Origin of the sequence: Bartonella phoceensis, assembly GCF_902825145.1 — a bacterium.
GTDB classification, from domain to species: domain Bacteria; phylum Pseudomonadota; class Alphaproteobacteria; order Rhizobiales; family Rhizobiaceae; genus Bartonella; species Bartonella phoceensis.
On the sequence record NZ_CADEAD010000005.1, the window covers coordinates 45588 to 71309 of the forward strand.

Annotated in this window: 20 protein-coding genes and 1 pseudogene; 9 read left to right on the forward strand and 12 right to left on the reverse strand. The window is 39.2% G+C overall.

Annotated elements, in window-relative coordinates; translation table 11 throughout:
* Positions 1-140, reverse strand: a 140-nt coding sequence (locus J7R07_RS08410) for a DUF1153 domain-containing protein (protein WP_246464865.1), incomplete at its 3' end; no start/stop codon positions are given.
* 370 nt (positions 141-510) lie between these two features.
* Here J7R07_RS08410 and mnmA point away from each other — a divergent pair.
* Complete coding sequence (gene mnmA, locus J7R07_RS06285) at positions 511-1740, forward strand: tRNA 2-thiouridine(34) synthase MnmA (protein ID WP_208436023.1); 1230 nt, start codon at positions 511-513, stop codon at positions 1738-1740.
* A 48-nt stretch (positions 1741-1788) separates the two neighbouring features.
* Here mnmA and J7R07_RS06290 read toward each other — a convergent pair.
* Positions 1789-2502: pseudogene (locus tag J7R07_RS06290) on the reverse strand (TrmH family RNA methyltransferase); the annotation flags it as partial.
* A 692-nt stretch (positions 2503-3194) separates the two neighbouring features.
* On the opposite strand from J7R07_RS06290, the gene J7R07_RS06295 reads away from it, so the two are divergent.
* Positions 3195-4103 carry a cation diffusion facilitator family transporter gene (locus J7R07_RS06295; protein WP_208436024.1) on the forward strand — a complete coding sequence of 303 codons (909 nt, stop codon included), beginning with the start codon at positions 3195-3197 and terminating at the stop codon, positions 4101-4103.
* A 367-nt stretch (positions 4104-4470) separates the two neighbouring features.
* Here J7R07_RS06295 and J7R07_RS06300 read toward each other — a convergent pair whose 3' ends face one another.
* The 5 genes from J7R07_RS06300 to J7R07_RS06320 all read right to left on the reverse strand — a co-directional run bounded on the left by J7R07_RS06300 (position 4471) and on the right by J7R07_RS06320 (position 12449).
* Positions 4471-5373: a metallophosphoesterase family protein gene (locus J7R07_RS06300; protein WP_208436025.1), complete on the reverse strand. Its 903-nt coding sequence runs from the start codon at positions 5371-5373 to the stop codon at positions 4471-4473.
* A 237-nt stretch (positions 5374-5610) separates the two neighbouring features.
* Entirely contained in the window at positions 5611-7707 is a 2097-nt protein-coding gene (locus tag J7R07_RS06305) for a hypothetical protein (protein ID WP_208436026.1), read from the reverse strand.
* Positions 7704-10508, reverse strand: coding sequence for a DUF4159 domain-containing protein (locus J7R07_RS06310; protein WP_208436027.1), 2805 nt, complete (start codon positions 10506-10508; stop codon positions 7704-7706). The genes J7R07_RS06305 and J7R07_RS06310 overlap by 4 nt, the downstream gene beginning before the upstream one ends.
* Positions 10505-11416 carry a DUF58 domain-containing protein gene (locus tag J7R07_RS06315; protein WP_208436028.1) on the reverse strand — a complete coding sequence of 304 codons (912 nt, stop codon included), beginning with the start codon at positions 11414-11416 and terminating at the stop codon, positions 10505-10507. The genes J7R07_RS06310 and J7R07_RS06315 overlap by 4 nt, the downstream gene beginning before the upstream one ends.
* Before the next feature lies 1 nt (position 11417).
* Positions 11418-12449: an AAA family ATPase gene (locus J7R07_RS06320; protein WP_208436029.1), complete on the reverse strand. Its 1032-nt coding sequence runs from the start codon at positions 12447-12449 to the stop codon at positions 11418-11420.
* Between the two features lie 242 nt (positions 12450-12691).
* Here J7R07_RS06320 and J7R07_RS06325 point away from each other — a divergent pair, with 242 nt between their 5' ends.
* The gene (locus tag J7R07_RS06325; RefSeq protein WP_208436030.1) at positions 12692-13945 is read left to right on the forward strand and encodes a CCA tRNA nucleotidyltransferase; all 1254 of its coding nucleotides are present in this window, start codon (positions 12692-12694) and stop codon (positions 13943-13945) included.
* Positions 13946-14246: 301 nt separating this feature from the next.
* Here J7R07_RS06325 and J7R07_RS06330 read toward each other — a convergent pair whose 3' ends face one another.
* Entirely contained in the window at positions 14247-14723 is a 477-nt protein-coding gene (locus tag J7R07_RS06330) for a tRNA (cytidine(34)-2'-O)-methyltransferase (protein ID WP_208436031.1), read from the reverse strand.
* An 828-nt stretch (positions 14724-15551) separates the two neighbouring features.
* On the opposite strand from J7R07_RS06330, the gene petA reads away from it, so the two are divergent.
* The 4 genes from petA (at position 15552) to J7R07_RS06350 (ending at position 18784) form a co-directional block, all read left to right on the forward strand.
* Positions 15552-16100, forward strand: a complete 549-nt coding sequence (gene petA / locus J7R07_RS06335) for a ubiquinol-cytochrome c reductase iron-sulfur subunit (protein ID WP_208436055.1) — start codon at positions 15552-15554, stop codon at positions 16098-16100.
* Positions 16101-16103: 3 nt separating this feature from the next.
* Positions 16104-17360, forward strand: a complete 1257-nt coding sequence (locus tag J7R07_RS06340) for a cytochrome b (protein ID WP_208436056.1) — start codon at positions 16104-16106, stop codon at positions 17358-17360.
* Complete coding sequence (locus J7R07_RS06345; protein WP_208436032.1) at positions 17354-18232, forward strand: cytochrome c1; 879 nt, start codon at positions 17354-17356, stop codon at positions 18230-18232. The genes J7R07_RS06340 and J7R07_RS06345 overlap by 7 nt, the downstream gene beginning before the upstream one ends.
* A gap of 111 nt (positions 18233-18343) precedes the next feature.
* Complete coding sequence (locus J7R07_RS06350; RefSeq protein WP_208436033.1) at positions 18344-18784, forward strand: PRC-barrel domain-containing protein; 441 nt, start codon at positions 18344-18346, stop codon at positions 18782-18784.
* 420 nt (positions 18785-19204) lie between these two features.
* Here the strand turns inward: J7R07_RS06350 and ychF are convergent, their stop codons facing one another.
* Positions 19205-20308, reverse strand: a complete 1104-nt coding sequence (gene ychF / locus J7R07_RS06355) for a redox-regulated ATPase YchF (RefSeq protein WP_208436034.1) — start codon at positions 20306-20308, stop codon at positions 19205-19207.
* 264 nt (positions 20309-20572) lie between these two features.
* Between ychF and J7R07_RS06360 the strand changes: the two genes are divergently transcribed.
* Entirely contained in the window at positions 20573-21316 is a 744-nt protein-coding gene (locus tag J7R07_RS06360; RefSeq protein ID WP_208436035.1) for a L,D-transpeptidase, read from the forward strand.
* A 156-nt stretch (positions 21317-21472) separates the two neighbouring features.
* Here the strand turns inward: J7R07_RS06360 and pth are convergent, their stop codons facing one another.
* Both pth and J7R07_RS06370 read right to left on the reverse strand, forming a co-directional pair.
* Positions 21473-22039, reverse strand: coding sequence for an aminoacyl-tRNA hydrolase (gene pth / locus J7R07_RS06365; protein ID WP_208436036.1), 567 nt, complete (start codon positions 22037-22039; stop codon positions 21473-21475).
* Between the two features lie 74 nt (positions 22040-22113).
* Positions 22114-22740, reverse strand: coding sequence for a 50S ribosomal protein L25/general stress protein Ctc (locus J7R07_RS06370; protein ID WP_208436037.1), 627 nt, complete (start codon positions 22738-22740; stop codon positions 22114-22116).
* Between the two features lie 277 nt (positions 22741-23017).
* On the opposite strand from J7R07_RS06370, the gene J7R07_RS06375 reads away from it, so the two are divergent.
* Positions 23018-24517, forward strand: coding sequence for a helicase HerA domain-containing protein (locus J7R07_RS06375; protein WP_208436038.1), 1500 nt, complete (start codon positions 23018-23020; stop codon positions 24515-24517).
* Here J7R07_RS06375 and J7R07_RS06380 read toward each other — a convergent pair.
* Positions 24514-25446, reverse strand: a complete 933-nt coding sequence (locus J7R07_RS06380; protein WP_208436039.1) for a ribose-phosphate pyrophosphokinase — start codon at positions 25444-25446, stop codon at positions 24514-24516. The two genes, J7R07_RS06375 and J7R07_RS06380, sit on opposite strands and share 4 nt — an antisense overlap.
* Positions 25447-25722 lie beyond the last annotated feature (276 nt).

Below are 25722 nucleotides of genomic sequence, written 5' to 3' on the forward strand. Positions count from 1 at the left end.
CCTCTCACCGCCGCAACAACTTCAGCTTTGCGACGGATCACCCAACGCCTTGTTGTTCTTGGTGGTAAATCAGCGATTGTCAGCGGACTCCCATCTGGCCCAATAACATATTTCATTTGTGTTTTTATCAAATTGTTCATTATATCCTCTACCTTTAGTCAAGGATTCGATTCGTTTGTAAAACATGAAATTTAAAAAAGAGCTAAACGTGTTGAAAAAAAATTAATAATAATGAGTAAGTGCGAAAAAAATATTATGCAAAATAAAACGTGTAGAATAATATTTTAAAATATTTTTGTCAGATTTTTTGAAAAGAGTGAAAAGGATTTTTATTATGCCTTATTTCTATCATTCTTTTTTTGTTTGCAGCCGCTTTTAAGAAAATGATGCTATTGGTTGTGGAAAGGATAAAAAAACAATATAAAATGAGAATGAATAGCATAAAAAGCAATAAACTAGCACGTATAAGGACATTAACGAACGGGTGTCCATTAAGTAGAGAATGAATACATGTTTTTGAATAGTCTTGATTTACCAGGACATCCTGAGAATTTCCGCATTGTTGTAGCGATGTCGGGGGGAGTTGATTCGTCGGTTGTTGCAGGCCTCTTAAAAAAGGAAGGGTATAATGTCATTGGCATTACGTTGCAGCTTTATGATCATGGTGCTGCAACACATCGAGTAGGGTCGTGTTGTGCTGGACAAGATATTGAAGATGCCCGCCGCGTAGCAGAAACATTGGGGATACCTTATTATGTTCTTGATTATGAAAAGCGATTTCGCGAAGCTGTGATTGATCCTTTCGCAGAAAGTTATGCTCATGGGGAGACTCCTGTGCCATGTGTAGCGTGCAATCAAACTGTTAAGTTTGCTGATTTATTAGCAACTGCGCGTGAATTGGGTGCAGATGCTTTGGCAACGGGACATTATATCCGCTCACGTACTCATGGTACGCATCGGGCACTTTTTCGTCCTCTCGATAGTGATCGTGATCAAAGCTATTTTCTTTTCGCCACAACCCAAGAGCAGATTGATTATTTGCGTTTCCCACTTGGTGATCTTCCAAAAGCACGTGTCCGTGAAATAGCAGCAGAAATGGGCTTCGTTGTTGCCAATAAGCATGACAGTCAGGATATTTGTTTTGTTCCACAAGGAAAATATTCTGATGTGATCACAAAACTGCGTCCAGAAGCAGCCAATCCTGGAGTAATTATGCATATCGATGGACAGGTTTTAGGCAAACATTCGGGAATTGTTAATTATACTGTTGGTCAACGTCGTGGTATTGGTGTTGCAACGGGTGAAGCGCTTTATGTAGTTTATCTTGATGTAGAAAATGCGCGTGTTATTGTTGGACCGCGTGAAATGTTGGAAACACATAAACTCTTTTTGCGTGATGTGAATTGGCTTGGTGATGAGCCATTGGATAGTTTCCCCTCCGATGGTATTGAGGTGGCTGTAAAAGTCCGTTCAACGCGTCCTCCCCATCTTGCTCGCGTGCATTATCAAGAGGGCATTTTTTCTGTTGACTTGTTGGAACGTGAAAGTGCTGTGGCGCCAGGGCAAGCTTGTGTTTTTTATGATGGAAATGGTCATGAAGCACGCGTTCTTGGGGGCGGATTTGTGACACATTCTGAGCGTGCTGCTGATACTGAAGTAATGTTAAAGCGCGTTTTGTGCAATCTGGATACAAACACTACGGTTGCTTCTGAACTTAAGACAACCGCTTCTTATAAATAAAAATAATATGCTCATGGGATTATTTTACAACTTAAAGTTGTTATCATTTTAGAAAAGTTTATCAAAATCGCTAAAATAGGCGAAGGCAATGCCTGTTGCTGTGGCAACGTTGAGGTTGTCAAAGCCGTGAGCCATGGGAATGCGGAAAGTTTCTGACTTTGCAGTACGTGGGTTGGTAGGCTATCACATTCTGTTCCTAAATAAGGGTTACCCTTTTTGTTATTTTTGCTTTCTTTAGAATGGATGAGGCGGAAGGGGAAAGTACATAGGGATGAAAATCCGTATCTTTTAAAGCCACTAGAATATTCCTAATATCAGGACCTTGCGTATAGAATACCTTTAGAGCTGCACCAGCAGAAACTCTGATTGATTTTCGGTAAAGTAGATCGCATGAGGTTTTGTCAACAATAATGACATTACTGGCAAAGGCAGCTACATTGTGAAAAATAGCTCTCATATTATCGTGATTAGAGATTCTATATAAAACTAGGATCAAAGTTTTCTCTGGAAGATTTTGTAAAAAGTTTTGTAATGAGGGTGGTGCGTTTACCAATATCAAGTATACCACGATGAACATGGAAGTCCACAATATCATTTCATGACTTTTTGCGGCGCGCAATAAATGGGACATATTGATTGTGTTTTTTCTAAAAGGGGCATAAGTTTAGGAAGGCGTGCTGTTACTACGAGTAGTGAGAGCATAGAAAATTCTTCCGAATGCAGTAATGCAGACCATATTGCCTTACCTTTAACAATAAATTGATAACGCATATGCGGCTTTTAATGCTCTTTTCCCTAAATTGCTAGGAGTTATCTATTTGTTTTCTTTTATAAGAAAGAGAAAAAAATATTATTTAAAACCTATGGTAGAATTTATGTTGACATAATACAACTATAGGTATAGTATGAAAATACCGATTACGATACAATGTATTTTGTTTTTGTATCGGGTACAGGGTCTTAGGTCCCCGCTATTTCCTAAGCTCTGTGTACCCTTAATTCCTAAGGGAAAAGAATCTGGGTCCCCAATGCCCAGATTCTTTTTTATTTCTGAAGATAGTTTTTAAGTATTTTAGCAGTTATATTTTTTGAGAGAGTTGGAGTTATAGGGTTGTGGCAGAGTTGCTGGACAATCTTTTTTGTTGTGTGCAATTATGCTGATATCTTGATTGGTTTTATTCTCATAAAGGGATAAACGCGTGTCGGTGTGATACATTTGATTTCTCTTAGATCTTCGTTATTCTTCTTGTTTGAATCATATCTGCATTACTCTATCCTTTGTGTTATGTATAGAATGGGGTGGTTATTGCGATAACAATGGTGGGGTGTGAGAGTCTATAATTGTATCGTCAAACTTCCGTAATATTGAGGAAATACTGGCAACATGTCAAAAATATCATAGGGAATCTAGTTGAAAGTATTATTCCTTATTGGGTGAAGAAGAAGGTATGGTTATGGACATAAAAATCAATATACAAAGCTTAACCTTATACTCTATCTTCATTGCGTGTTTCGTTTTTGCTTTGAAATATTGGGCATATTATATCACTGGTTCAATTGCACTTTATTCTGATGCACTGGAATCGATCGTCAATATACTTGCTACATTGGCAGCATGGTGGGCTGTTAAAATTAGCATGAAACCGGCAGACCATGATCATCCTTTTGGACATCATAAGGCAGAGTATTTTTCTGCGATTCTTGAAGGAATTTTGATCATTATTGCTGCAATCGTCATTTTGAGAGAAGCATGGAGGGCTCTTTCAACCGTTAAATTATTGCAGGAGCCTGGAATATGGCTTGTTATTCATCTTGTTGCAAGTTTCATAAATTTCATGTGGGGTTTTGTTTTGATTCAGCAGGGGAAAATCTACCGCTCTCCAGCTCTTAAAGCTGATGGAATGCATTTTATAACAGATGTTTTTACGTCGCTTGCTATTTTAATTGGTTTGGTTGCTGGTTTCTTTAGCGGATGGGGTATCTTGGATCCAATTTTAGCGATAATTGTTGCCGTTAATATTCTTTTGCAGGGCTGGAAAGTCATTAACAGTGCCATTCAAGGGTTAATGGATGTTGGTGTGGAATTGAATGAAACCATGCGGATTCGTGAGCTTATTTCTGCAAATGCACATGGTGCACTTGAAATCCATGATTTGCTTACGCGCGTTGCTGGTAGAGTGACTTTTATAGAATTTCATTTGGTTGTGCCGGCGGCAATGTCAGTAGGAGAAGCGCATAAGATTTGCAATAAAATTGAAGGGGTTCTCCAAAAAGAATTTAATAATGTGCGTATTTCTATTCATGTCGAGCCTGAAGATGAGGCAAAGCTGCCTCCAGGCACGACGATCATTCCTTTCATATAGAAAGACTTTTTCCAATTCTCGGTAGATGTTGTTAATATTGTACTTTAGGATGGTGATATAAGGTACATTCGTACCTATTAAAATATATTGCCTGCTTGTTTCTGATTTTGTTTTTTGCATCAGCTAAACAAAGAATTAAAGTTAAACCGAATATCTAGGTCAGGACTTTTGCGGTGAAGCTTGTACAGTGAAACATATAACTTGTACAGTGAAACACATAAATGGCTAGTAGATGGAAAGCCCTCAAAAAAACACTTTGTTATCAGATTTGGAGTTAAGAATCTATTTTTTGGGGATAAAGAGGATATGAACCCAATTTTCGTTGTTTGATTGTTTTTGCATCTTTGGGGTATTCTTACGCGGATATTTAAAGGTTAATTGTTTCAGTACACGCTATTTCATTTTTTTGATTGATAAGACTATAACGTTGCAGTTGGCAGTGCCATTGAAAGTTTTCACTATTAATGACAAATAAGTTAAAGCTTGCGGGTGGTTTTTTATTTCCAAAAGCCTGTGAGGCAGAGGCAACACCAACAATAGGAATTTTTCCCATTGTTGCTTGAATGGTATTCAATGTGGGGAGGTGCGTATGTCCATGAAGAACAAGTTCGCATCCATGATGTTTAATAACGTCTAGAAAACGCTCAATTCCCCATAATTTTTTATGCCAAGAGGTTGCGTGATGAAAAGGGGGGTGATGTATCATGACAACACGAAAAAGCTTGCGCATTGCAGCTTCATTTAGCAATTGTGATAAAGTTTGCGCTTGCCTTTTGCAAAAATAACCAGAAGCTTGAAAAGGTGGCGTAGCGATAGCTGAGGAAGCGCCTATAATAGCGATATTTTTGCGAATGCGCATATAAGGAAAGGGAGAGGAAGATTTTTGTGGGAAATCACCTGTGATCCAAGGTTGAAAGAGAGTACAGGCTTTTTGGAATGCTCCACGGACATAGGTGTCATGATTGCCAAATGTTAAAGAAATATTTTGAGGCTCTCCCTGGTTGAGCAACCAATGATATGCTTGCTCAAATTCTTTATTAAGAGCAAGATTAACAAGATCACCCGAGATTACAAGGTGGTCAGGATTTATCTTTTTTAAGGTCTCCATTAAAGTTTCTAGGGCATTTGTTGCCATTTGGCCTTTACGTTTTTTTTGCCAATTAATATAGCCGGTAAGGCGCTTTCCACAAAGTTCAAATAAAGAAGGCTGTGGGAGAGGTGCAAGATGCACATCCGATATATGGGCGAGATAAAACATAGACGTTAGCATAGCGTTGAAAATGATTTAGGCAATAGAAAAGATATAGACACGCCAGTGCATTTTTGAGGCGAGAAAGGATTATGAAATAAAAAAACAGTCTATCAAAAAGAGTAAGAAAAGCTCTTGAAAAATTCATGTATTATGAATTTTTGCACGACAAAATGATAATAGGGTAATTCCATATTAGACCTGTCCTGCAGGATTGCACTGTATTTTAAAATTGTGGCAATAAATCCTTAGGATTTCTTAACGGCTTTCACGATACCACATGCTGTTTAACAGTAAAAGACAAGAAAGGAGTGCAAAAAAACCAGAAAAGATCGAAAAATAGAAAGTGTTAATTAAACGAGTCTCGGTTGCTTCTTTCAAAACAATTGAATGCGTAAGGGGAGATGTAAGAGATGTTTGTGATCGAATGAGCTTTATAGGAGGAAGGCGGATGCTTTCCTTTTCTTTTTCGTGTAAACGCACGGTAGTTCCACCAGTGTGTTTACTGATGGGAGCTAGTTTTTCTTTTGTTGAAATGACATTAAACAATTCGAGATTATCAAGTATTCCCACAGACGAAAGTGCTGTTAAGTCGCCATTTTTGATGGTAAAAATTCCTATTTCATCAGTGTTAATAGCCGCTGTAAAGACGCCTTCTTGCTCTTTGGTGAGGATGATATTTGTTTTTTTCCCAGAAGGAAAGGTTATTTCGGCTGGTTTTGGATGATCTTTGAGCGTTTGACGACGAATTGTTACACGATGATGGCTGCTGGTAGCACTTAACTTTTCTTCTTCAAGCTCTGGCTCTTTCATAAGCCAATGGGCAATCCGGCGATAAAGAGCAGCAAAAGGACCGCCACCCTCAAATCCTCTTGCCCACAGCCAACTTTCGTCGGAAAGCAACATACCTACGCGTCCTTTACCAATATGAGAAAGGAGTAAAAGTGGTTGTTCATCCGCACCTTTCATGAGAGCTGTGCCTTTGTTTATATTTTGAATAGCAAGTTGCCGTAACCAGCGTCCCCATTGAGAGGCTGGAAGGTTAGGTGTTGCAAGACCTCTTGTGACGGGATGGCGCTCACCTTCTTTGGTTAATGTGGGGCGAAAAGGCTTTTGAATGATAACACCATTGGGTAATGCGGGTAGAATGCTTATCAAAGGTGTTTTTGCAAGCGAATTTTGTTGGGTAAATTCAGGTCCTGTTACCATTAGCAATGCACCACCCTGTCGTACATATTGAACGATAGAATCATAATAGATTAATGGAAGAACAGCAGAATGTTGATAGCCATCAAGAATGATGAGATCAAAATTATCAATCTCTTCAACAAAGAGCTTTTTAGTAGGAAAAACTACAAGTGATAATTGGCTTAATGGCGTATTATCTGCTTTGTTTGGAGGACGTAAAATAGTAAAATGAACAAGATCAATATTAGAGTCACCTTTCAAAAGATCACGCCATGCTCGTTCTCCATTGTAAGGTGCACCTGAAATAAGAAGAACACGCAAATTTTCTCTAATTCCCTCAATAATAGCTACAGCACGGTTATTTTCAATGCTTAATTCCCCTTTGTGTGCATCGGTTGTAATTTGGATAATATTTTTTTCAGTGTGAGAAATGGTGATTTCAGTTTGAAAAATAATGCCGGGGGTCACAGAATAATGGCCAACTTCTTGTCCATTTACGCTTACAGTAATATTCGCTTGCCTTGGGAGAGATTCTTGGCGTTGCCCTTTATCTTCTACCAATATAGAGAGCAGTTGTGGTTTGTTGATAAGGGCAAAGCGAGGTGGAGAAATAATTTTGATTTGGCGGTCAAATTCATCTGGTCTTCCTGTTATAAGAGCATTGAGTGGCGCTTTATGGTGAAGATCTGAAATGTTAGGAATGTCATGCACTTGTCCATCAGTAATAAAAATTGTGCCTGCATAACGAGATGTTGGGATGTCAGCTATAGCTTGTGTTAAAGCATGAAACAAATTCGTTGAGGGTGTATATTGATTGTTAGCAAGTTTTCCAGTTTCAATGAAACGTGGTTCAAGTTGTGGATAATGTGACAATGCATGGATTAATTGTGTACATGCTTCATCACTGTCATTTAAACGTGCACCAAATGTTTGGCTTTTACTGCGATCAATGACAATGCCTACCGTATTTTTAAGCAGTTCTCGTTGCTCTTTTGTGATCATTGGATTAAGCAAAGCAAGGATGAGCGCGATTAATGCCATAAGGCGTGATAAAGATCCTTGACGTTGTGTAATGAGGCCAATAGTGACAAAAAGGGCGGATATCCCCCCTAATAAAAGGATCCAAGAGAGAGGTAAAAAAGGCTGAAAAGTCAAGAATGGTATCATTGCCTTCTTTCTCTTTTAAAGCGTTCTAAAAGTGCTGGAACATAAATTTGGTCTGCTTTATAGTTTCCTGTAAGCACATAGATAACTATATTTAATCCTGCACGAAATGCCCATAGGCGTTGCATCGGATCATTGGGAACAAGTGGATATTTCCACATACCTTTTTCATCTAATGCCCAAGCACCAGCGAAATTATTTCCAGTGATGAGGAGAGAACTTACATTATCACCGACGCTGAGAGAATTTTTGTTTTTTTTATTGGTTGATGATGATTCAACCCACAACGGTGAACCACGGTAGAGACCAGGGAAATCTGGCATAATATAAAAAGAACGGGCAAGCACATGATCCGGTGATGCTGGTTCAATGGCTGGAATGTTTAGTCCCTTTAAGATGTTTCGTAATCTTTTTGTGGCTGGGGTGGTAGCTCCTTCCGGATTAAGGCTGGTATTTATCTGATCACGCGTGTCAAATAAAATTGTGCCACCATGTTTCATAAAATTATTTATTTTTTCAAGGCTCTTTTGTGTTGGTAGAGGACTGTTAGCATCAATGGGCCAATAAATGAGAGGATAAAAAGCAAGTTCGTCTTTATCGAGATCAAGTGCTATCACGGAGCTTGGTGCGAGCATTGTACGTTCTGCAATAAATTGGCTTAAGGCTTCTAGACCACTCTTACTCGTAGAATCAATTTCATCATTATGTGTTACAACATAGGCAAGATGTGTAGCACCAGCTGCTTGTACTATACTTTCATTAGGGGTTTCTGTGTTTTGTGCGTGGGCTGTTGGATCATATGGAAAAAAGGTAATAAGACTTATTGTAAAGGGGAGAAGAAGGAGCATGTTACGTCCTCGATTGAGGAAAAAAACACCTCCCATCCATAAAACTAAAAAGCTATCAAAGGCGAATAATAATACGGCTACTCCTAAAAGTGGTCCCATAAGATGTTTTTCTTTTATGTCATAAGATAAGGGACTCTTTCTTAAGGAAGAGGACGATGATTGTTTAATAAAGTGTGATGAATGATTTAAAAGATTGAGTGCATAAAAATTATTTTTTACGCCATAGAGTCCAGGGGGAGTACGATAAGAGGGATAGGGTGGATTTTGAGTATCAAGAACCAGTGGAATAACAGAAGAAGGAGGTGTTTGTAATTGCCCGTCGGTGGTTATTGTTCGCCAAGGATTTTGTACCGTTGTTTCTTTTTTTATGTGTGTTGGAGTTGTATTTTTATAAGCACTCAATGTGATCAGTTTTTGCAACATTTGTGCAAAAAAGCCAGAAAGAGGAAGATTGGACCATGTGGGGTCAGGAGCAATGTGAATGAGAATAAGTGTTCCTTTGCCACGACTAGACGCCGTAATAAGGGGCGTTCCATCAGAAAGGCTAAGCCATGTTTTTTCAAAAAGATCTGGGTTTGGTTCTGCTAGGATTTGGCGTGAGACCGTGACATCTTCTGGAAAAGGAATATCAAAGAATAAGCTGTTTTTTGTAAATGGCGCAAGTTTTTGCGGTTTCGTCCAAGACATAATACTTCCGAGCGAACGTTTGCCAGGACGCAGAGGCACTGGAAGTAGGCTATCATACTGTTCTGCAGTACTCAGATTTTCTCCTGCAAAGCGGATCAGGGTTCCGCCTTTATTGACGAAGTCAGACAGCTTTTTTTCTGCTTCTTCTGATATATTCACAATATCACCCATAATAAAAACAGAAGGATTTTGTTTGAGTAAGCGCTCAATATCTGTTGAAAGCTCTCTTCCATCAGCTGTTACAAGCTGTGTATGGTTTTGTAATGCTTTGATAATGTAGTAAAATGGAGAGAGCAAAGGTTGAACCATTTCATTGGTATTTTGGGAAAGAAGGGCAACACGGTTTACTCTCTTATAGCTGTCCACTAAGAAGGTAGCTGCAGCATGGGCTTGGTTGTTTATTTTTATCCAGGCGATGTCATTGCGCAGTTCAAGTGGTACATTAAAAGGAACAAGCGTTGTTGTTTTTCCCTCAGGGAAGTTTGTCGTAAATTGGCCGAGCAGTTGATTGTTTGAATCATAAAGGCTCAACGTAGCTGGAGTCTTCCCATGGGTTGTTGAACGGATAACACGTGCTACCATGTTTCCATTGTCATTTTCTATGGCCGTTATACCAATTAAATCGGAAATATCAGCTAAGTACCATAAGAATGTTTGGGGTTTTAACTGTTCAATAAGCGTGAAAGTTTGATCCTCTTCACTTGTTTGTAATCCATCACTTAAGTAAGCAATATCGAGAGGTTTCCCTTTGCTTATTTCAATTAGTTTTTTGAGTGCATGCACACGATTAACAGGCCAAGGGCGAGGTTGTAAATGTATTAAATGTTGCTTTATGGTATTCGCAGGGAGTGGTCCTATATTGGAGGCATCATTTTCGGCTGTCGCAAGAAAATAAACTTCTTTTTGGTGCTTTTCTGCTTGTACCAGGAGGCTTTCGGCAATAGAGATGCGCTTTTTCCATTCTCTCACAGATGCCCATCCATTGTCGATAATGAGTGCAAGGGGTTGTGATCCCGACAGTGTGATGGATTTTTGATTCCAGATGGGACGCGCCAAAGCGATAATAATGAGCGCCGCCATGGTTAATCGTAATAACAGCAACCACCAAGGCGTATGGTTTGCTGTTTCCTGCTGATTGGTTGGTTTTGGGAGAAAGCGTAAAGGGGGAAAGAGTTCTTTACGCGGAGACGGAGGCGTTATCCGCAACAACCACCAAATGATTGGCAAGCACAAAAGCCCTAATAATAGCAGGGGAGAAGCAAAACTCAAAGCGACCTCCTGACATGAGATAAAGAGCCTCCCATTTTATTTGCAAGATGCAAAATGGTTTCTGTGAAGGGTTGGTTTGTCGTGCTCACGTGATAAGTCCATCCTTGGCATGAGCAAAAATCTGTTAATTCTTGTCGTCGTGCTTGATACAGCTTGCAATAGTGTTCGCGAAGATTTTCTGCTTTTCCGAAGATGTGCTTTTCTTTTGTTTCGGGATCAAAGAATTCCGTATGACCTCTGTAGGGAAAGTTTTCTTCTGCGGGGTCAGAAATTTCGATTAAATGAGTAGTGACTTGTTTTGTAGATAAAATAGTTAAATCTTGAATGATTTTTTCAGGATAATCGAGAAAGTCACTTATTATGATGGCTTGTGAAAAACGTGTAATCGTTGCAAAATTTGGAAAGGGATTTTCACTTTGATAATTTTCTAAAGCAAGAGCAATGCGTTCTATTGCATTGGATGCTACGGTGGGAGACATTAAGGTGGGGATAGCAATATGTTCTCCATTGCGCGCAAGAAGTGATGCCAATGCAAGGGTAAGAATAATGGAATAATCACCTTTCGAGATTTTGGAAAAGCGCGAACAGTAATGCATAGATGCACTTTGATCAGGCCAAAGCCAAACTGTTTGTGTCATTTGCCATTCATGTTCGCGCAGATAAGTATGTTCATCACGTGCTGAACGACGCCAGTCAATGCGTGTAACGGATTCCCCCTCAATATAAGGGCGAAATTGCCAAAAATTTTCTCCCTGACCCCGTTTGTGTTGCCTATGCTCTCCCGTTATCAATGTATTTGCAATTTGGCGCGCCTGTAGAAGAAAATACGGTATCTTTGTAGTCTCTTCATGCAGTTTGTTAGCAAGTGACATTGGATTTTTTTTGGAAACTTTTTTACCAATGGCCATTTCAGAGAGCATCTTTCATAAGATTGTTGATAATATCTTTTACGGTTATATTTTCAGCACGTGCGGAGAAATTGAGCGCCATACGGTGTTGTAATACGGGGTACGCTAATGCTTCAACATCATCAAGTGAGGGCGCTAAACGACCATAATAAAGTGCACGGGCACGGACACAAAGTGAAAGTGCTTGCGAAGCCCGTGGGCCGGGACCCCAAGTAACATAAGTGTTCGCAAGGATATTGTCTTTATGAGGGCGAGCCAAACGGACGATTTTTAAAATGGCTTCTATAACATTTTCCGAGATTGGCATTTTACGAACAATCTTTTGAATTTTTTGCAACTTGTTGGTCGACAAAACTGGTTTTGCATTTTGTTTTTTCTCCTTTGTTGTCTCTAAAATGATACGCCGTTCTGTAGTGAGATCAGGATAGTCGATATCAATTTGCATCAAAAAGCGATCTAGTTGTGCTTCAGGGAGTGGATAGGTTCCTTCTTGCTCGAGAGGATTTTGGGTTGCAAGTACATGAAAAGGTTGTGGTAAATCATAGCGGTTGCCAGCAACGGTGACATGATATTCTTGCATGGCTTGTAAAAGAGCTGATTGCGTGCGAGGAGAAGCACGATTAATTTCATCGGCCATGAGAAGTTGCGTGAAAATGGGGCCTTGAACGTAACGGAAAGAACGTTTACCATTTTCGTCGGAGTCCATAATTTCAGAACCGATAATATCTGATGGCATTAAGTCAGGGGTAAATTGGATGCGTTTTTCATCAAGCCCTAGTACTGTTCCTAAGGTTTCAACAAGACGCGTTTTGGCAAGTCCTGGAGCACCGACAAGAAGAGCGTGCCCACCAGAAAAAATAGTTATTAAAACATATTCAATCACATGATTTTGTCCAAAAATAACTTTGTCAATTTCTTGTTGTAGAATATCCAATTCTTTGTGCGCTGTATCAATATCATCAATGATTATTTGGGCTTCATGATGGGTATTGGTCTTTTGAATAGAATTGGATGATGTATCACGTTGACTCATATGTCTTCCTTAAGACGTTTGTAGTAAAATCGATAATTTCTCTGCATGATAATGAATATTTTATGATTTGTAGCAGAAAATGAGAAGAAAAGAAGTGTAATAGTTATTTTTTTAATATTCACATACAAGCAGAATAATCTATTTGGTACAAAAAGATGTGTTGTGTGAGGGGCGTGTGAGAAATATTGTTCTCGTGAGGATATCTTTTAAAAGTAAAAAAGGGATTTTTGAAAGGGTAAAGGGTGAACATAAGACAAAATTTTAAACAGGTTGAGTGGTTGCAACATAGGGATATCCAAACACTTCTTCACGTTTTGTCTTTGGATGGTGAAGAGGCTCGTATTGTAGGGGGCGCCGTGCGAAATCAGCTGTTAGGGCAGCCTATTCGTGACATTGATATTGCTACAACATGTTTGCCGCAACAGACTATAGCGCGTGCAGAAAAAGCAGGATTTAAAACTATTCCTACAGGTGTTGCGTTTGGTACAGTCACGGTGGTTTCTCAGTCATGTGCGTATGAGGTGACAACTCTTCGCTCTGATGTTGAAACAGATGGTCGTCATGCAAAAGTGGTATTCGGTCGTGATTGGCAAAAAGATGCTGAACGACGGGATTTCACCATTAATGCGCTTTATTGTGATGCTACCGGATGCCTTTATGATGATGTGGGAGGCTTGAGTGATATTGCCAGCCGTACAGTGCGTTTTATCGGTATTGCAGAAAATCGTATTCGCGAAGATTATTTACGTATTTTACGGTTTTTTCGCTTTTTTGCTTGGTATGGTATGGGGCGGCCTGATGTGGAAGGATTGAAAGCATGTGTTTGTTTAAAAGATGGTCTGCACAAGCTTTCATTTGAACGCATTTGGGGAGAAATGAAAAAACTTCTCGCTGCTTTAGATCCAACGCGTGCTCTTTTATGGATGCGCCAAAGTGGCGTTTTGACATGCATTTTCCCGGAAACGGAAAAATGGGGCATTGATGCAATCCACGCATTGATAAAAACAGAAAAGGCTCTTTCTTGGGAAGCCGATCCGTTGTTGCGGTTAGAAAGTCTTCTTCCTCCTGATCCTATACGTCTTCATGAAATGGCGCAGCGCTTGCGTTTATCTCATAAGGAAAAAACGCGATTAAAAGAATGGGCAAAATTGGAGATAGTGAATCAAAACTGTTCAGATCGTTTTGTGCAAAAACTAATTTATTTTCATGGACGACAGCCAGTTTTAGATCAATTATCTTTGTCTGTGGCTGCATCACATGTCAATGCCTTTGAGGGAAGTGAGGCTTTGAAAAAGGCAGAAAATTATACCAGACTTTATCAGTTGGCCCAAACGTGGCAGATTCCAACTTTTCCCATCAATGGCAAAGATTTAATCAAGAAAGGTTTTTCTAAAGGGGTGCATGTAGGAAAAAAACTCAAAGAGCTAGAGATGCTATGGATTGAAAGTGGATTTCTCATGGATCGTAATGCACTATTAGAAAAAATTCATTCATAATGTAGATTTTTACAAAGAGGTTTTTGTTATTTTTTAAGTAGGTTTTTAGAGTTTTTTGGTTATTGATAGCGGAAATGGAGCTATGAAGTTTTCTTCGCTTCCCACTCTTATTTGGAGGCTATGTTGTTTTCCCTGATGATCGATAAAGGCGCTGTGTAGCTTATTTCAGAAGTCTTATTGAGATGTTTAAGTTTCCAGAAAGACGTGATGGTTTGACTCTTTTGAAAATCGTTAACCCTGTGTAGAGTAACAGCATTTTTACCAATATATTTAATTCATTAATGAAATTTCTGTATTTTCTTTATAAAGTTTCTTTTTTTTCATGATAACCAATTTGGCGAAGTGCTTCTCCTGTTGTTATGGCTACACTCGTGGCAAGATTTAAAGAGCGTGCATATGGTTTTATGGGAATTTTCAATATGGTATCAACGGCTTCGTGAACATAATCGGGAACTCCTGCTGATTCACGACCAAAAAGTAGCACATCGTTTTTTTGATAGCATATCTGCGTATAGCATGTTTTGGCTTTCGTACTCAAAAGTAAAAGACGACGATTCAAGTGTCTCATAGTGCTTATAAAGTGTTGCCAGTCGATGTGTCGCTCCAGCGAGGCATACTCGAGATAATCCAACCCTGCTCGCTTAAGATTGCGATCAGATAGGTTAAAGCCGGCTGGTTCGATAATGTGCACATGCAAGCCAAAACAGGCGCTAAGACGTAAAATTGTTCCCGTATTACCAGCGATATCAGGTTGAAAAAGCGCAATATGAAGTGTCATATCTTATATAGTATGATTTTTCTTTGGTGTTTGTAAAGAAACTCTATAGCTTATTTGAAAAATCTTATTAAGAAATATGTGAGTTTTTGTGTTTGACTGTTATGCACTCTAGATTGAAGAAAACAAGTGAAGTCTGTAAACTATAAACTTGTCTAAAATAAGTAAAGTGTAATCGATGAAAGATGATGATGATCAATTCGTCTTCATATGGATGTCGGTGCTTGCAAAAATATATTTTCTATAGAGGACGTTGTGTATTGCTTTGCTCACGAAATTCTCTGGCATATATTAGATGCTTAGTAGCGTAAAAATTGATTGTCGATAAAAGTGATGAGCGAGATTATACCGATTATGAAATGGCCCTTTTATTTCTTTTTTACCATTGTCAACCACTGCACAAATAGCCATAGTTTCAAGGAAGAGTTAAAGCAAATTGAATATGGAATTTTGACATTAGTAGCATAATGTCTGTGCAAGTTGTTTCCTATGTACAAAATATTCGGCAATTAAGTAGACTGGTAAACATTGAAATATTGTTTGCATCAAAAAAATTTTTGTTTCTACAATAAGTGACACAATAATAGTAGAGAATATATCTGACAATATTATCTTATAAGGCTTAAGAATATTGAAGAGAGAAAACATAAGAAATAGGAGAGAGCAGGCATTATTTTCTAGAAAGAGGATCATAAGATTTTCTTGGGGAGAAGATAAATCATATAAGTATTTAGGTGTTTTTGTGGTTTGGAGAACTTAATGATCAGGAATTGTGCTATGGGGGAGGATATAGTAAAAATTTTTTAGGAAATAGGCTCTTTAGGGAAGATGATGAGTGAGCAAACGAGGCGGGATTTTCTGTTTTTGGTAACGGGTGTTACAGGGGCGGTTGGGATTGGTGCAGTCATGTGGCCTTTTATCCGTCAGCTGCGCCCGGATGAGTCTGTTTTGGCATCTTCTGTTGTTGAGGTGGATCTTTCTGGGATTGAAGAAGGCATGTCGGTGACAGTTAAGTGGCGTGGACAGCCTGTTGTTATTCGTAATCGCACTGCAAAAGAAATTGCTGAAGCGCGCGCTACTAAGTTGGATATTTTGAGAGATCGGCAAGCACGCAACCCTAATTTTGAAGGTGAAGAAGATGCCACAGATTTTGCTCGTTCAGCAGGTAAGGGGCGTGAGAATTGGCTTATTCTCATTAATCTTTGTACGCATCTAGGCTGTGTGACACTTGGACAGTCTGGTAAATTTGGAGGGTGGTTGTGTCCATGCCATGGGTCTGTTTATGATACTGCAGGAAGAGTTCGTTCAGGACCCGCTAACTATAATTTAGCCATTCCCCCTTATCGATTTCTGTCTGATACTTTACTGAGGATAGGATAAATGATGATGAAACTTCCTCCCTATCTTCCCAAAAGTGCTCTTGCTCGTTGGTTTGATAAGCGTTTGCCTTTTCCCCGTCTTTTTTACAATGCATTTGTTATTTTTCCTGTTCCGCGTAATCTGAATTATTTTTATACATTTGGCGGTATTTTGACCGTTATGCTTTTATCACAGCTTTTGACCGGTATTGTATTGTCACTGCATTATGTACCAGATGTTCATTTGGCTTTTGAAACTGGTGAGCGCTTTAGGCGTGAGGGACAGTTTGGTTGGCTTTTTCGTCCATGGCATTGTGTGGGGTCTTCGTTCTTTTTTATTGCTGTTTATATCCATTTAGCGCGCGGACTTTATTATGGTTCTTATAAGAATATGCGTGAAATGGTTTGGATTACAGGCATTTTCATTTATATACTCATGATGGTGATAGCATTTTTTGGTTATGTGCTTGTGTGGGGGATGATGTCTTTTTCTGCGGCTTCAGTAGTTGCTGGACTTTTTAAAGCTATTCCTTTGATAGGAATGTGGTTGCATGAGACACTTCTTGGTAATTATAGTGTAGGACAGGCGGCGTTAAACCGTTTTTATGTTTTCCATTATCTTTTGTCATTTGTTTTACTTTTTTTGGTGGTGCTTCATATTTTTGCACTCCACCAAGTGGGACAAGGTAATCCAACGGGTCTTGCAATACAATCAGATCAGGAAACTGTTCCTTTTGCTCCCTATGCACTCATCAAAGATATTTTTGCCATTACTGTTTTTTTAGTCTTTTTTGCTTGGTTTTTGTTTTATATGCCTGATTATATGGGACAGATTGAAAATTATAGCGTTGCTGATCCTTTTAAGGCACCCCTTCGTGTGGTACCAGAGTGGTATTTTTTACCTTTTTATGCAATGCTGCGTGCTATAACTTTTAATATTGGTGCCCTTTCGTCAACTTTTTTAGGGGTTATTGTATTAGCTGGTTCGATTTTCGTTTTGATTTTTGTTCCATGGTTAGACCGCTCTAAAATATGCTCTGCAAGATATCGACCTGTTTATAAAATTTTCTTTTGGGCGTTAATCGTCGATGTTGTTTTTCTTGGCTATCTGGGGTCTAGAGAAATCAGTGGCAATACTCTTTTATGGACGCAATTGGCTACGGCTTACTATTTTATATTCTTTCTGATTGTTTTACCGATCCTCCCTATTTTTGAAAAGAGCCGTTCTCTTCCTTCTTCAATTACTGAAGATATGAAACAGAAAAAAAATAAATTATGGTGAATGTTTTTATTCGATTGGCTGTTATAGCAGTGATAAGTTTTTCTCCTCAGAGTATCGCCAGGAATGCTTCTGATAAAGAAGGGGATTTTGTTTCTTATCCTTTACGTGCTCCTAAAAAACAGGAATGGAGCTTTTCAGGGCCGTTTGGGATCTATGATAAAGCGCAATTGCGGCGCGGGTTAAAGGTTTATAAACAGGTTTGTTCCAGTTGCCATGGGTTAAAATATGTGGCTTTTCGGGATTTAAAGGCTCTTGGTTATAATCAGGAACAAATTAAGGCTTTTGCGGGGCAGTATGAGGTGGGCGATGGTCCTAATCGAGAAGGGAAATTTTTTAAACGCGCTGGTGTTGCAACAGATTATTTTCCTCCTCCCTTTGCGAATGAAGAAGAAGCAAGGTTTATTCATAACGGCGCCTATCCTCCCGATTTATCGCTGATGGCACGTGCACGTGCCATATCTTTGCCATTTCCTGCCATTATTTCTGACATATTGACGCATTACAATACTGCTGGTTCAGATTATATTACCGCTCTTTTAACAGGATATCAGAAAGTCCCAGAGAGCAAAAAAATTGCCGATGGATACTGGTATAATCCTTATTTTGTAGCCAGTGATTCTTTGACAATGGCGCCTCCTTTGCGTGATGGTGTTGTTGCTTATGAGGATGGGACATTAGAAACAGTTGAACAATATGCGCGTGATGTCTCTGCTTTTTTGATGTGGGCTGCTGATCCTCACATGGAAATTCGTAAAAAAACTGGTTTTCGTGTTATTTTATTTTTAATCATTTTGGGAGGGCTTGTTTATATTTTGAAAGCCCGTATTTGGTGTGATTTAGAAGAAAAATTGGAGGAGAAGACGAAAGAATGAAAAAGAGAGAAGCCTGGGAATTATGGTCTTGAAAGAGTATAGGGAACAAATCTGAGCATGATGCATTGAGACTTTGTAAAGTAAAAGCAAAGTAAAAATGGAGATGTTAAAATGAAAAAAATTGCCTATACTACTCTTATATCAGTTGGGATGGCTTCTGGTGCTTATGCTCATTCTTTTGCAGTACCTGCTACACACGAAACGATTTCTTCAACCGGTACCGTCCGGGTTGGGTCGGATATGTCTGCGCGTTATGTTACACCTTTAGCAACGGATTTTGTTGCTTCAAGCCTTATTGGAGCAAATGTATACAATATAGAAAATGAAAATATTGGTGAAGTAAAAGATATAATTCTGCGTGAAAATAACATTGCAGGTTTTGTTATTGCTGTTGGTGGTTTCCTTGGTATGGGGGAGAGTTATGTGGTTGTTTCTCCAGAAACAATCCAGATGACAAACGATTATGGTAAGTGGAAACTTATTACCAATGCAACAAAGGATTCTTTAAAGAAAGCTCCAACATTTAAATACGAAGGATATTGGGCACATTAATTTCGTATTTCCATTCTCTATGGTTAGAACAGTTGCTATCATATCGAGGGTGGCACTGTTTTTTTGTGTAGGGTGTTTTTTGAAAGATTTGCAAAAGTTTTATATAAGAAACTATTTTTTTAAGATATAAAAGAAAAGCTTAGGTTAAATCTTCATGATTGTGATGATATCAAAAATTCTCAGCGGTTTTGGTTTTTAGGAAATAAAAAGCTTTCGGCGTTCCATACAGTTTAAAGGTGTTTCAAACAGACTACTGAATTCTTCATATATTATAGAGGGGGAATAAAAATTCTAACTCTTTTATTCTATTTGTTTATGCATTCCCGTATTGAAAAAATTAGTAAAACAGCATATTTTTTTATAATAAAAGGCACTTTTTATTTCCTTAATAGATATATAAAATATTAAGATGAAATATCATTAAGTATTATGTTTAAACAACAGGACATCACCGTCTTGTACAATGTATTCTTTCCCTTCATCACGCACTTTACCTGCTTCTTTTGCGCCATTTTCTCCACCTAAAGCAATATAATCATCGTAGCTGATGGTTTGGGCACGGATAAAACCACGTTCAAAATCTGAGTGAATAACACCAGCTGCTTGGGGGGCTTTTGTGCCACGCGTAATTGTCCACGCTCGCGTTTCTTTAGGACCACAGGTGAAATAAGTAATGAGGTCAAGCAAGGAGTAGCCAGCGCGAATGAGACGGTTTAGACTCGGTTCAAAAAATTCTAGAGCGTGAAGATATTCTGAAGCTTCTGCATCATTGAGTTGGGTGATTTCAGCTTCAATGAAAGCAGAAATAATAATGCTTTGAGCATTTTGCTCTGTTGCCATTTTTTCGATCATTTGGGTAAAGCTGTTTCCATGAGCGGTATCATTTTCGCTCACATTGCACACATAAAGTACCGGTTTGGAAGTTAAAAGATTCAAACTATCAAGGATACGACGTTCATCAGAAGAAATATCTTTGCGTAATAATCGAACAGGACTTCCTTTCTGCAATGAACTTAATGCTGCTTCCACAACAGGAAGAATCGTTAGGGCTTCTTTCTCTTTTACGGTTGCTCTTTTACGGATTTGTACGATTCGTCTCTCAAGACTTTCAAGATCCGCGAGCATGAGTTCTGTTTCAACAGTCGTGGCATCAGAGATAGGATCAATGCGTCCTTCTACATGGGTGATATCTTCAGCTTGAAAACAGCGTAGAACATGGACAATAGCATCAACTTCACGAATATTGGCTAAAAATTTATTGCCTAAACCTTCACCTTTTGAAGCGCCACGCACGAGTCCGGCAATATCAACAAAACTAATGCGTGTGGGAATAATTTCCTTTGAACCAGCGATAGAAGCAATTTTTTCCATTCGCAAATCTGGAACAGCGACTTCACCGGTATTGGGTTCGATGGTACAAAAAGGATAGTTAGCAGCTTGCGCTGTGGCTGTTTTTGTGAGTGCATTAAAAAGAGTTGATTTCCCAACATTAGGTAATCCTACAATACCGCATTTAAAACCCATGAGTAGTCTTCTTTTCTATTGATTTATGGCCAAGATAACGCTCTTTTGGTGTTTTTATAGCACATTTTGAGAAGAGTCATAGCCTCCTATTGCTGTAGGTAAGAAAAAAGTCTATGTTGAGAAAGATAATTTGCCTTCTTTTCATCATATTAAAAAAACACATCATTTTTATGATAAAAAAAATTTCAAATTAACGTTAACAGTACGCTAAGTTTTTCATAGTATGCAAGTCTGCATAAAGAATTATTTGGAGAAAATATAAGAGTGTTATCTCGTCGTGTTTTTTTAATTGCAGCACCTTTGGCTTTGGTTGGATGTGCTACGCGTCATTCAGATGTGTCGTTTGTTTCTTCTCAAGAAGTGCGGCACATTCCAGCAGAAATACAAGCCTTGTACGGTCCTGTAACAAATGAGCCTTACTCATTACCTGCTGTTGATCTTTTGACCATTGATCCCAAATTTTGGCGCCAAAAAGTGATTTATTATACATCTTATCCGCCTGGAACATTGGTGATAGATACGCAAGAATGTTTTCTTTACCTGATTGGTGAAAATGGGAGAGCTTTGCGTTACGGTATCGGGGTTGGTAAGGAAGGGCTCGCATTTGCAGGTGAAGGGGTTGTGCAACGCAAACGCCGATGGCCAAATTGGGCTCCTACGGCAGCAATGATGACTCGAGAACCAGAGCGTTATGGTCATTTGGGACAAGGAATGCCACCAGGGCCCGATAATCCGTTGGGAGCACGAGCACTTTATCTTTTTAAAAATGGGCAGGATACACTTTTTCGTATTCACGGCTCCCATGAGTCATGGTCCATTGGCCGTGCTATTTCAAGTGGATGTATTCGTTTGCTCAATCAAGATATTATTGATCTTTATGATCGTGTTCCCATTGGTTCACGTGTAGTGGTATTGCAAAACAGTGAGAGTGCATCAAAAGTCTACAGTCAGCAATCAAATATATACGATCAATTGCAATCAACGATCAATCCGAGTGAAATTTTTTAATTTCAAAAAATATAAACTTGGCTAGACTCATTTGATTGTTTTGGGTTTGCAGTTTAGAAATCTTACTCTCAAAGAGGAGTGTTATGTAAAAGAATGGCACAAAGGGGTTATTGATTTATTTTGTCTCTTAGAGGGACTGGACATTATCGCAGATCTTTATTTCATTGCTAGTGAGATTGCATTCATAAAGAGACATTGATCATCTTTTATAAGGAGAGCAATGTTCTTTGCAACTGCCTCTAAGAGAGGAGGGAGCCATTCTTGGTCGGATTTGGTAAAGTTTCCTAGAACATACTGGTGAACAGGCTCCTTAGAAGTGGGGCGTCCAATTCCCAAACGTACACGGCAGTAATCAGTGCCGCAATGGGCGTCAATAGACTTTATACCATTGTGTCCATTATTTCCTCCACCAATTTTTACACGTACTTTTCCCGGTTCTAGGTCTAGCTCATCATAAATGATAATCAAATTCTTCAGGCCCAGTTTATAAAACCGCAAGGCTTCACCAATAGCTTGGCCGGAAAGATTCATGAAAGTTTGAGGTTTTATAAGAAAAGTTTTTTCACCATTTATAAGACCAGTGGAGATCTCAGATTGAAATTTTTTCGACCATGGGGAAAAAGAAAAGGATTGGTAAATGGTATCAATCGCCATATAACCGATATTATGGCGATTATTTTGGTATTGTAAACCAGGATTGCCAAGACCAGCAATAAGCCACATGTGCACCTTCAGTAAAGTGTGAGGGTAAATGTTTCATAAATTAAGGCGGGCTTATTCCCGCCTGCTGAAATTTATCAATTTTTTTCGTTATTTTCGTCATTTCTTTGTTCGGAAGTTTCATCACCGACATCCATACCAGCAGGAGCTGCGATGGTTGCAATAGTAAAGTCTCGATCTTGAATGACTGGCGTTACATCTTTTGGCAGTTGCACCGCTGAAATATGAATAGAATCACCAATAGAGTAGCTGGAGAGATCAATCTCAATCGCTTCAGGAATAGCATTTGCTGGAGCAGTACATTCAATTTCGTGGCGAACAATATTGAGGACACCTCCCTTTTTAAGACCGGGGGCCGTATCTTCATTGAGAAAGTGTACAGGGATATTTACTTCCACAACGGATTTCGCTGAAATACGAAGGAAATCTACATGGAGGGGAAAGTCACGCACGGGATCCAATTGGTAATCTTTTGGGAGAACCATAATCTTTTCTTTGCCAATTGTGATAGTTGCAACGGTGGTACGAAAACCACCAGCGTGAATTTTGTAAAAAATTTCTTTGTAGGGAACTGTGATTGCCAAGGGTGGTTGCTTTTCACCATAAATGACAGCAGGAATGAGACCGTTGCGGCGAAGTTCACGGGAGGACCCCTTACCAACCCGCTCGCGTATTTCGGCCTTAAGAGTGTAGCTTTTGCTCATAATTTAAGTCCTTTTACATGATTGGAGATCCATCAAAAACCAAACAGTTTCTGAATGAATATGAAGATATGCGCTGCTTAGTAGCGATTACTCCATTCTGCGTTGCCTCCAAGGGTGTCTACGCAGAAGACTGTTCTATAATTCAAACTATCCACAGATGCAAGAGTTGTGGGAAAAATCAATGATTTCTACCGTTACGAGATAGGAAATGTTACAAGCTTGGTTCGTTTTGGAAAATAAAGACGAAGCCTATATATTCAAAAGCAACGGAGATGTTATGAAGGTTGAGATCGCCTTGGGTGAGATGGCAGAACGTGACGCTTTGCATAAAGCTGTGCCAGCATTTGTTGATTTGGAAGAATTATTGGCAACACGTCTTCTTGTGCAAGGCAATTCTGGTTCAGGAAAATCACATCTTCTTCGCCGTCTTCTTGAACAAAGTGCTTCATGGGTGCAACATTGTGTGATTGATCCAGAGGGTGATTTTGTAACTTTGGCAGATAAATTCGGCCATGTCATTGTTGAAGCTCAACGTAGTGAACTAGAATTGACGCGTATTGCTCATCGAATTCGCCAACATCGGGTTTCGGTAGTTTTCAACCTTGAAGGTTTGGATACTGAACAACAGATGCGTGCTGTGGGAGCTTTTCTTGGTGCACTGTTTGATGTGGAGCGTGATTATTGGTATCCCATCCTTGTTGTTGTCGATGAAGCACAATTGTTCGCTCCAACTGCGGCAGGAGAGGTTTCTGATGAAGCACGTAAAATTTCACTTAGTGCTATGACCAATCTTATGTGCCGAGGACGCAAACGTGGTCTTGCTGGTGTGATTGCTACACAGCGTTTGGCTAAACTTGCCAAAAATGTTGCTGCTGAAGCATCAAATTTTTTAATAGGGCGAACTTTTTTAGATATTGATATGATGCGTGCTGCTGATCTTTTGGGAATGGAGCGTCGCCAAGCGGAAATGTTTAGAGATCTTGAGCGAGGGCGTTTTATCGCTTTAGGGCCTGCTTTATCACGACGTCCCTTACCAATCATCATTGGTTCTGTTGAAACATTGGCACGTTCTTCTAGCCCTAAATTAATGCCACTTCCAACAGAGCGGGCTGATGCAAAAGAACTTGTTTTTACTGCTTCACCTGAGGAAATTTTAATCCCATTTAAGCAACCAAGAGAACCGGTAAGAGAACAATTCGTTCATGAGATGTTAGAAAAGGCTGTACATAAAAAACAAGAATTATTGGAAGAAGAACCAAGTCTTTTTCCTGAATTTTCTGTTGTTGAGCGTGATATTCAGGCAGAACGTGTTATTCGGGAAATTCTTAATGATCCTGAGGTTTTTTATCGTTCTACAGCGGTACTTTATCAAGATTTCTTGGTTCGTTGCCGTATTCATGGTCACTCAGGAGATTTTTTAAACCTTTCACAATTTCGACGTAAGTTAGCTATTGCTCAAGCTTGTGTTGATGAAGAAATTGCTGTCAGTGAAAAATGGAAACGCATTTTGCATCTCTCGGAAAGTTTGGAAGATAATGTTCAAGGTGTTTTCTTGAATGTGGCACAAGCTGCTTTAAGTGGAAAACCGTGCCCTTCAGATGCGTTTTTAGCACGCCTTTATGGAACCCATTCTTTAAGTCGTGTACGCAGACTCTTAACCTATTTTGAAGAGCGCGGACTCGTTGAGATCCATACACACTTTAGTGGTCAACGTATGATAGCTTTTCCTGATCTTGGTATAGAAACAGCACTAGGGGATCCCAAAGAACCGGTTTAACCGAATAAGCTTGAAACAGATTGTTCTGCTGCTGTTCTTGCAATTGCTTCTCCAATGAGGTCGGCAATAGGCAGAACACGAATATTATGGGCCTTCTCAATTGCTTGTGTTGGCATAATTGAATCGGTAATAACCAATTCTTTCATTTCTGAATTGGTAATACGTTCTATAGCATTTCCAGAAAGAACACCGTGTGTGATGTAAGCTGTAACACTGTTAGCACTATGTTTTAATAGAGCGCTTGCTGCATTACATAGCGTTCCACCTGAATCGACGATATCATCTAGCAAAAGACAATCCTTCCCAGATACATCTCCAATGATATTCATAACTTCTGATTCACCAGGACGTTCGCGACGTTTATCAACAATAGCCAGCAAACTGTTCAAGCGTTTAGCGAGGGAGCGTGCACGCACCACACCACCGACATCAGGTGAAACAACAATAACATTTTCAAGAGAGTAATGCATCTTGACATCTCGAGAAATAACCGGAACAGCATAAAGATTATCAGTGGGGATATCAAAAAAACCTTGAATTTGTCCTGCATGAAGATCCAGTGTTAAAACACGATGGGCTCCTGCTTCAGTAATTAGATTGGCAACAAGTTTTGCGGAAATGGGGGTTCGTGGCCCAGGCTTACGGTCTTGGCGGGCATAACCAAAATAGGGTATAACAGCTGTGATACGGCGCGCCGAAGAGCGGCGAAGAGCATCAGTCATAATGAGTAATTCCATCAAATGATCATTTGCAGGATAGGATGTGGATTGCAAAACAAACACATCTTGTCCACGTACATTTTCATGTAATTCTACAAAAATTTCTTGATCAGCAAAGCGTTTCACGGTTGCTTTGCCTAAAGGAATATTTAAATAATTTGCAACATCTTCAGCAAGGCGTGGATTAGAATTGCCGCAGAAAAGTTTCATAGTATAACCTCTGAGTCGCCACAATAGAGTGTAATACGGTTTTTAACTTCTTATCATTAGATTGCAAGAAAACAATTACAAAAATATTACAAATTTATCTATTATTGTTAAGGAGCTACACGTCTTGTTTTCTCTTGTTCCAAAATTTTATTTTGTTTAGAGTAAAGTTTTTGGGCCGTGAGGAAAAGAAATATATCTTCATTAAGCTCTTTTGCTTCCTTTTTATAAATGAACGATTTCAATAAGGGGAATGTTTTGCCTATAAGAAGAGAGGCT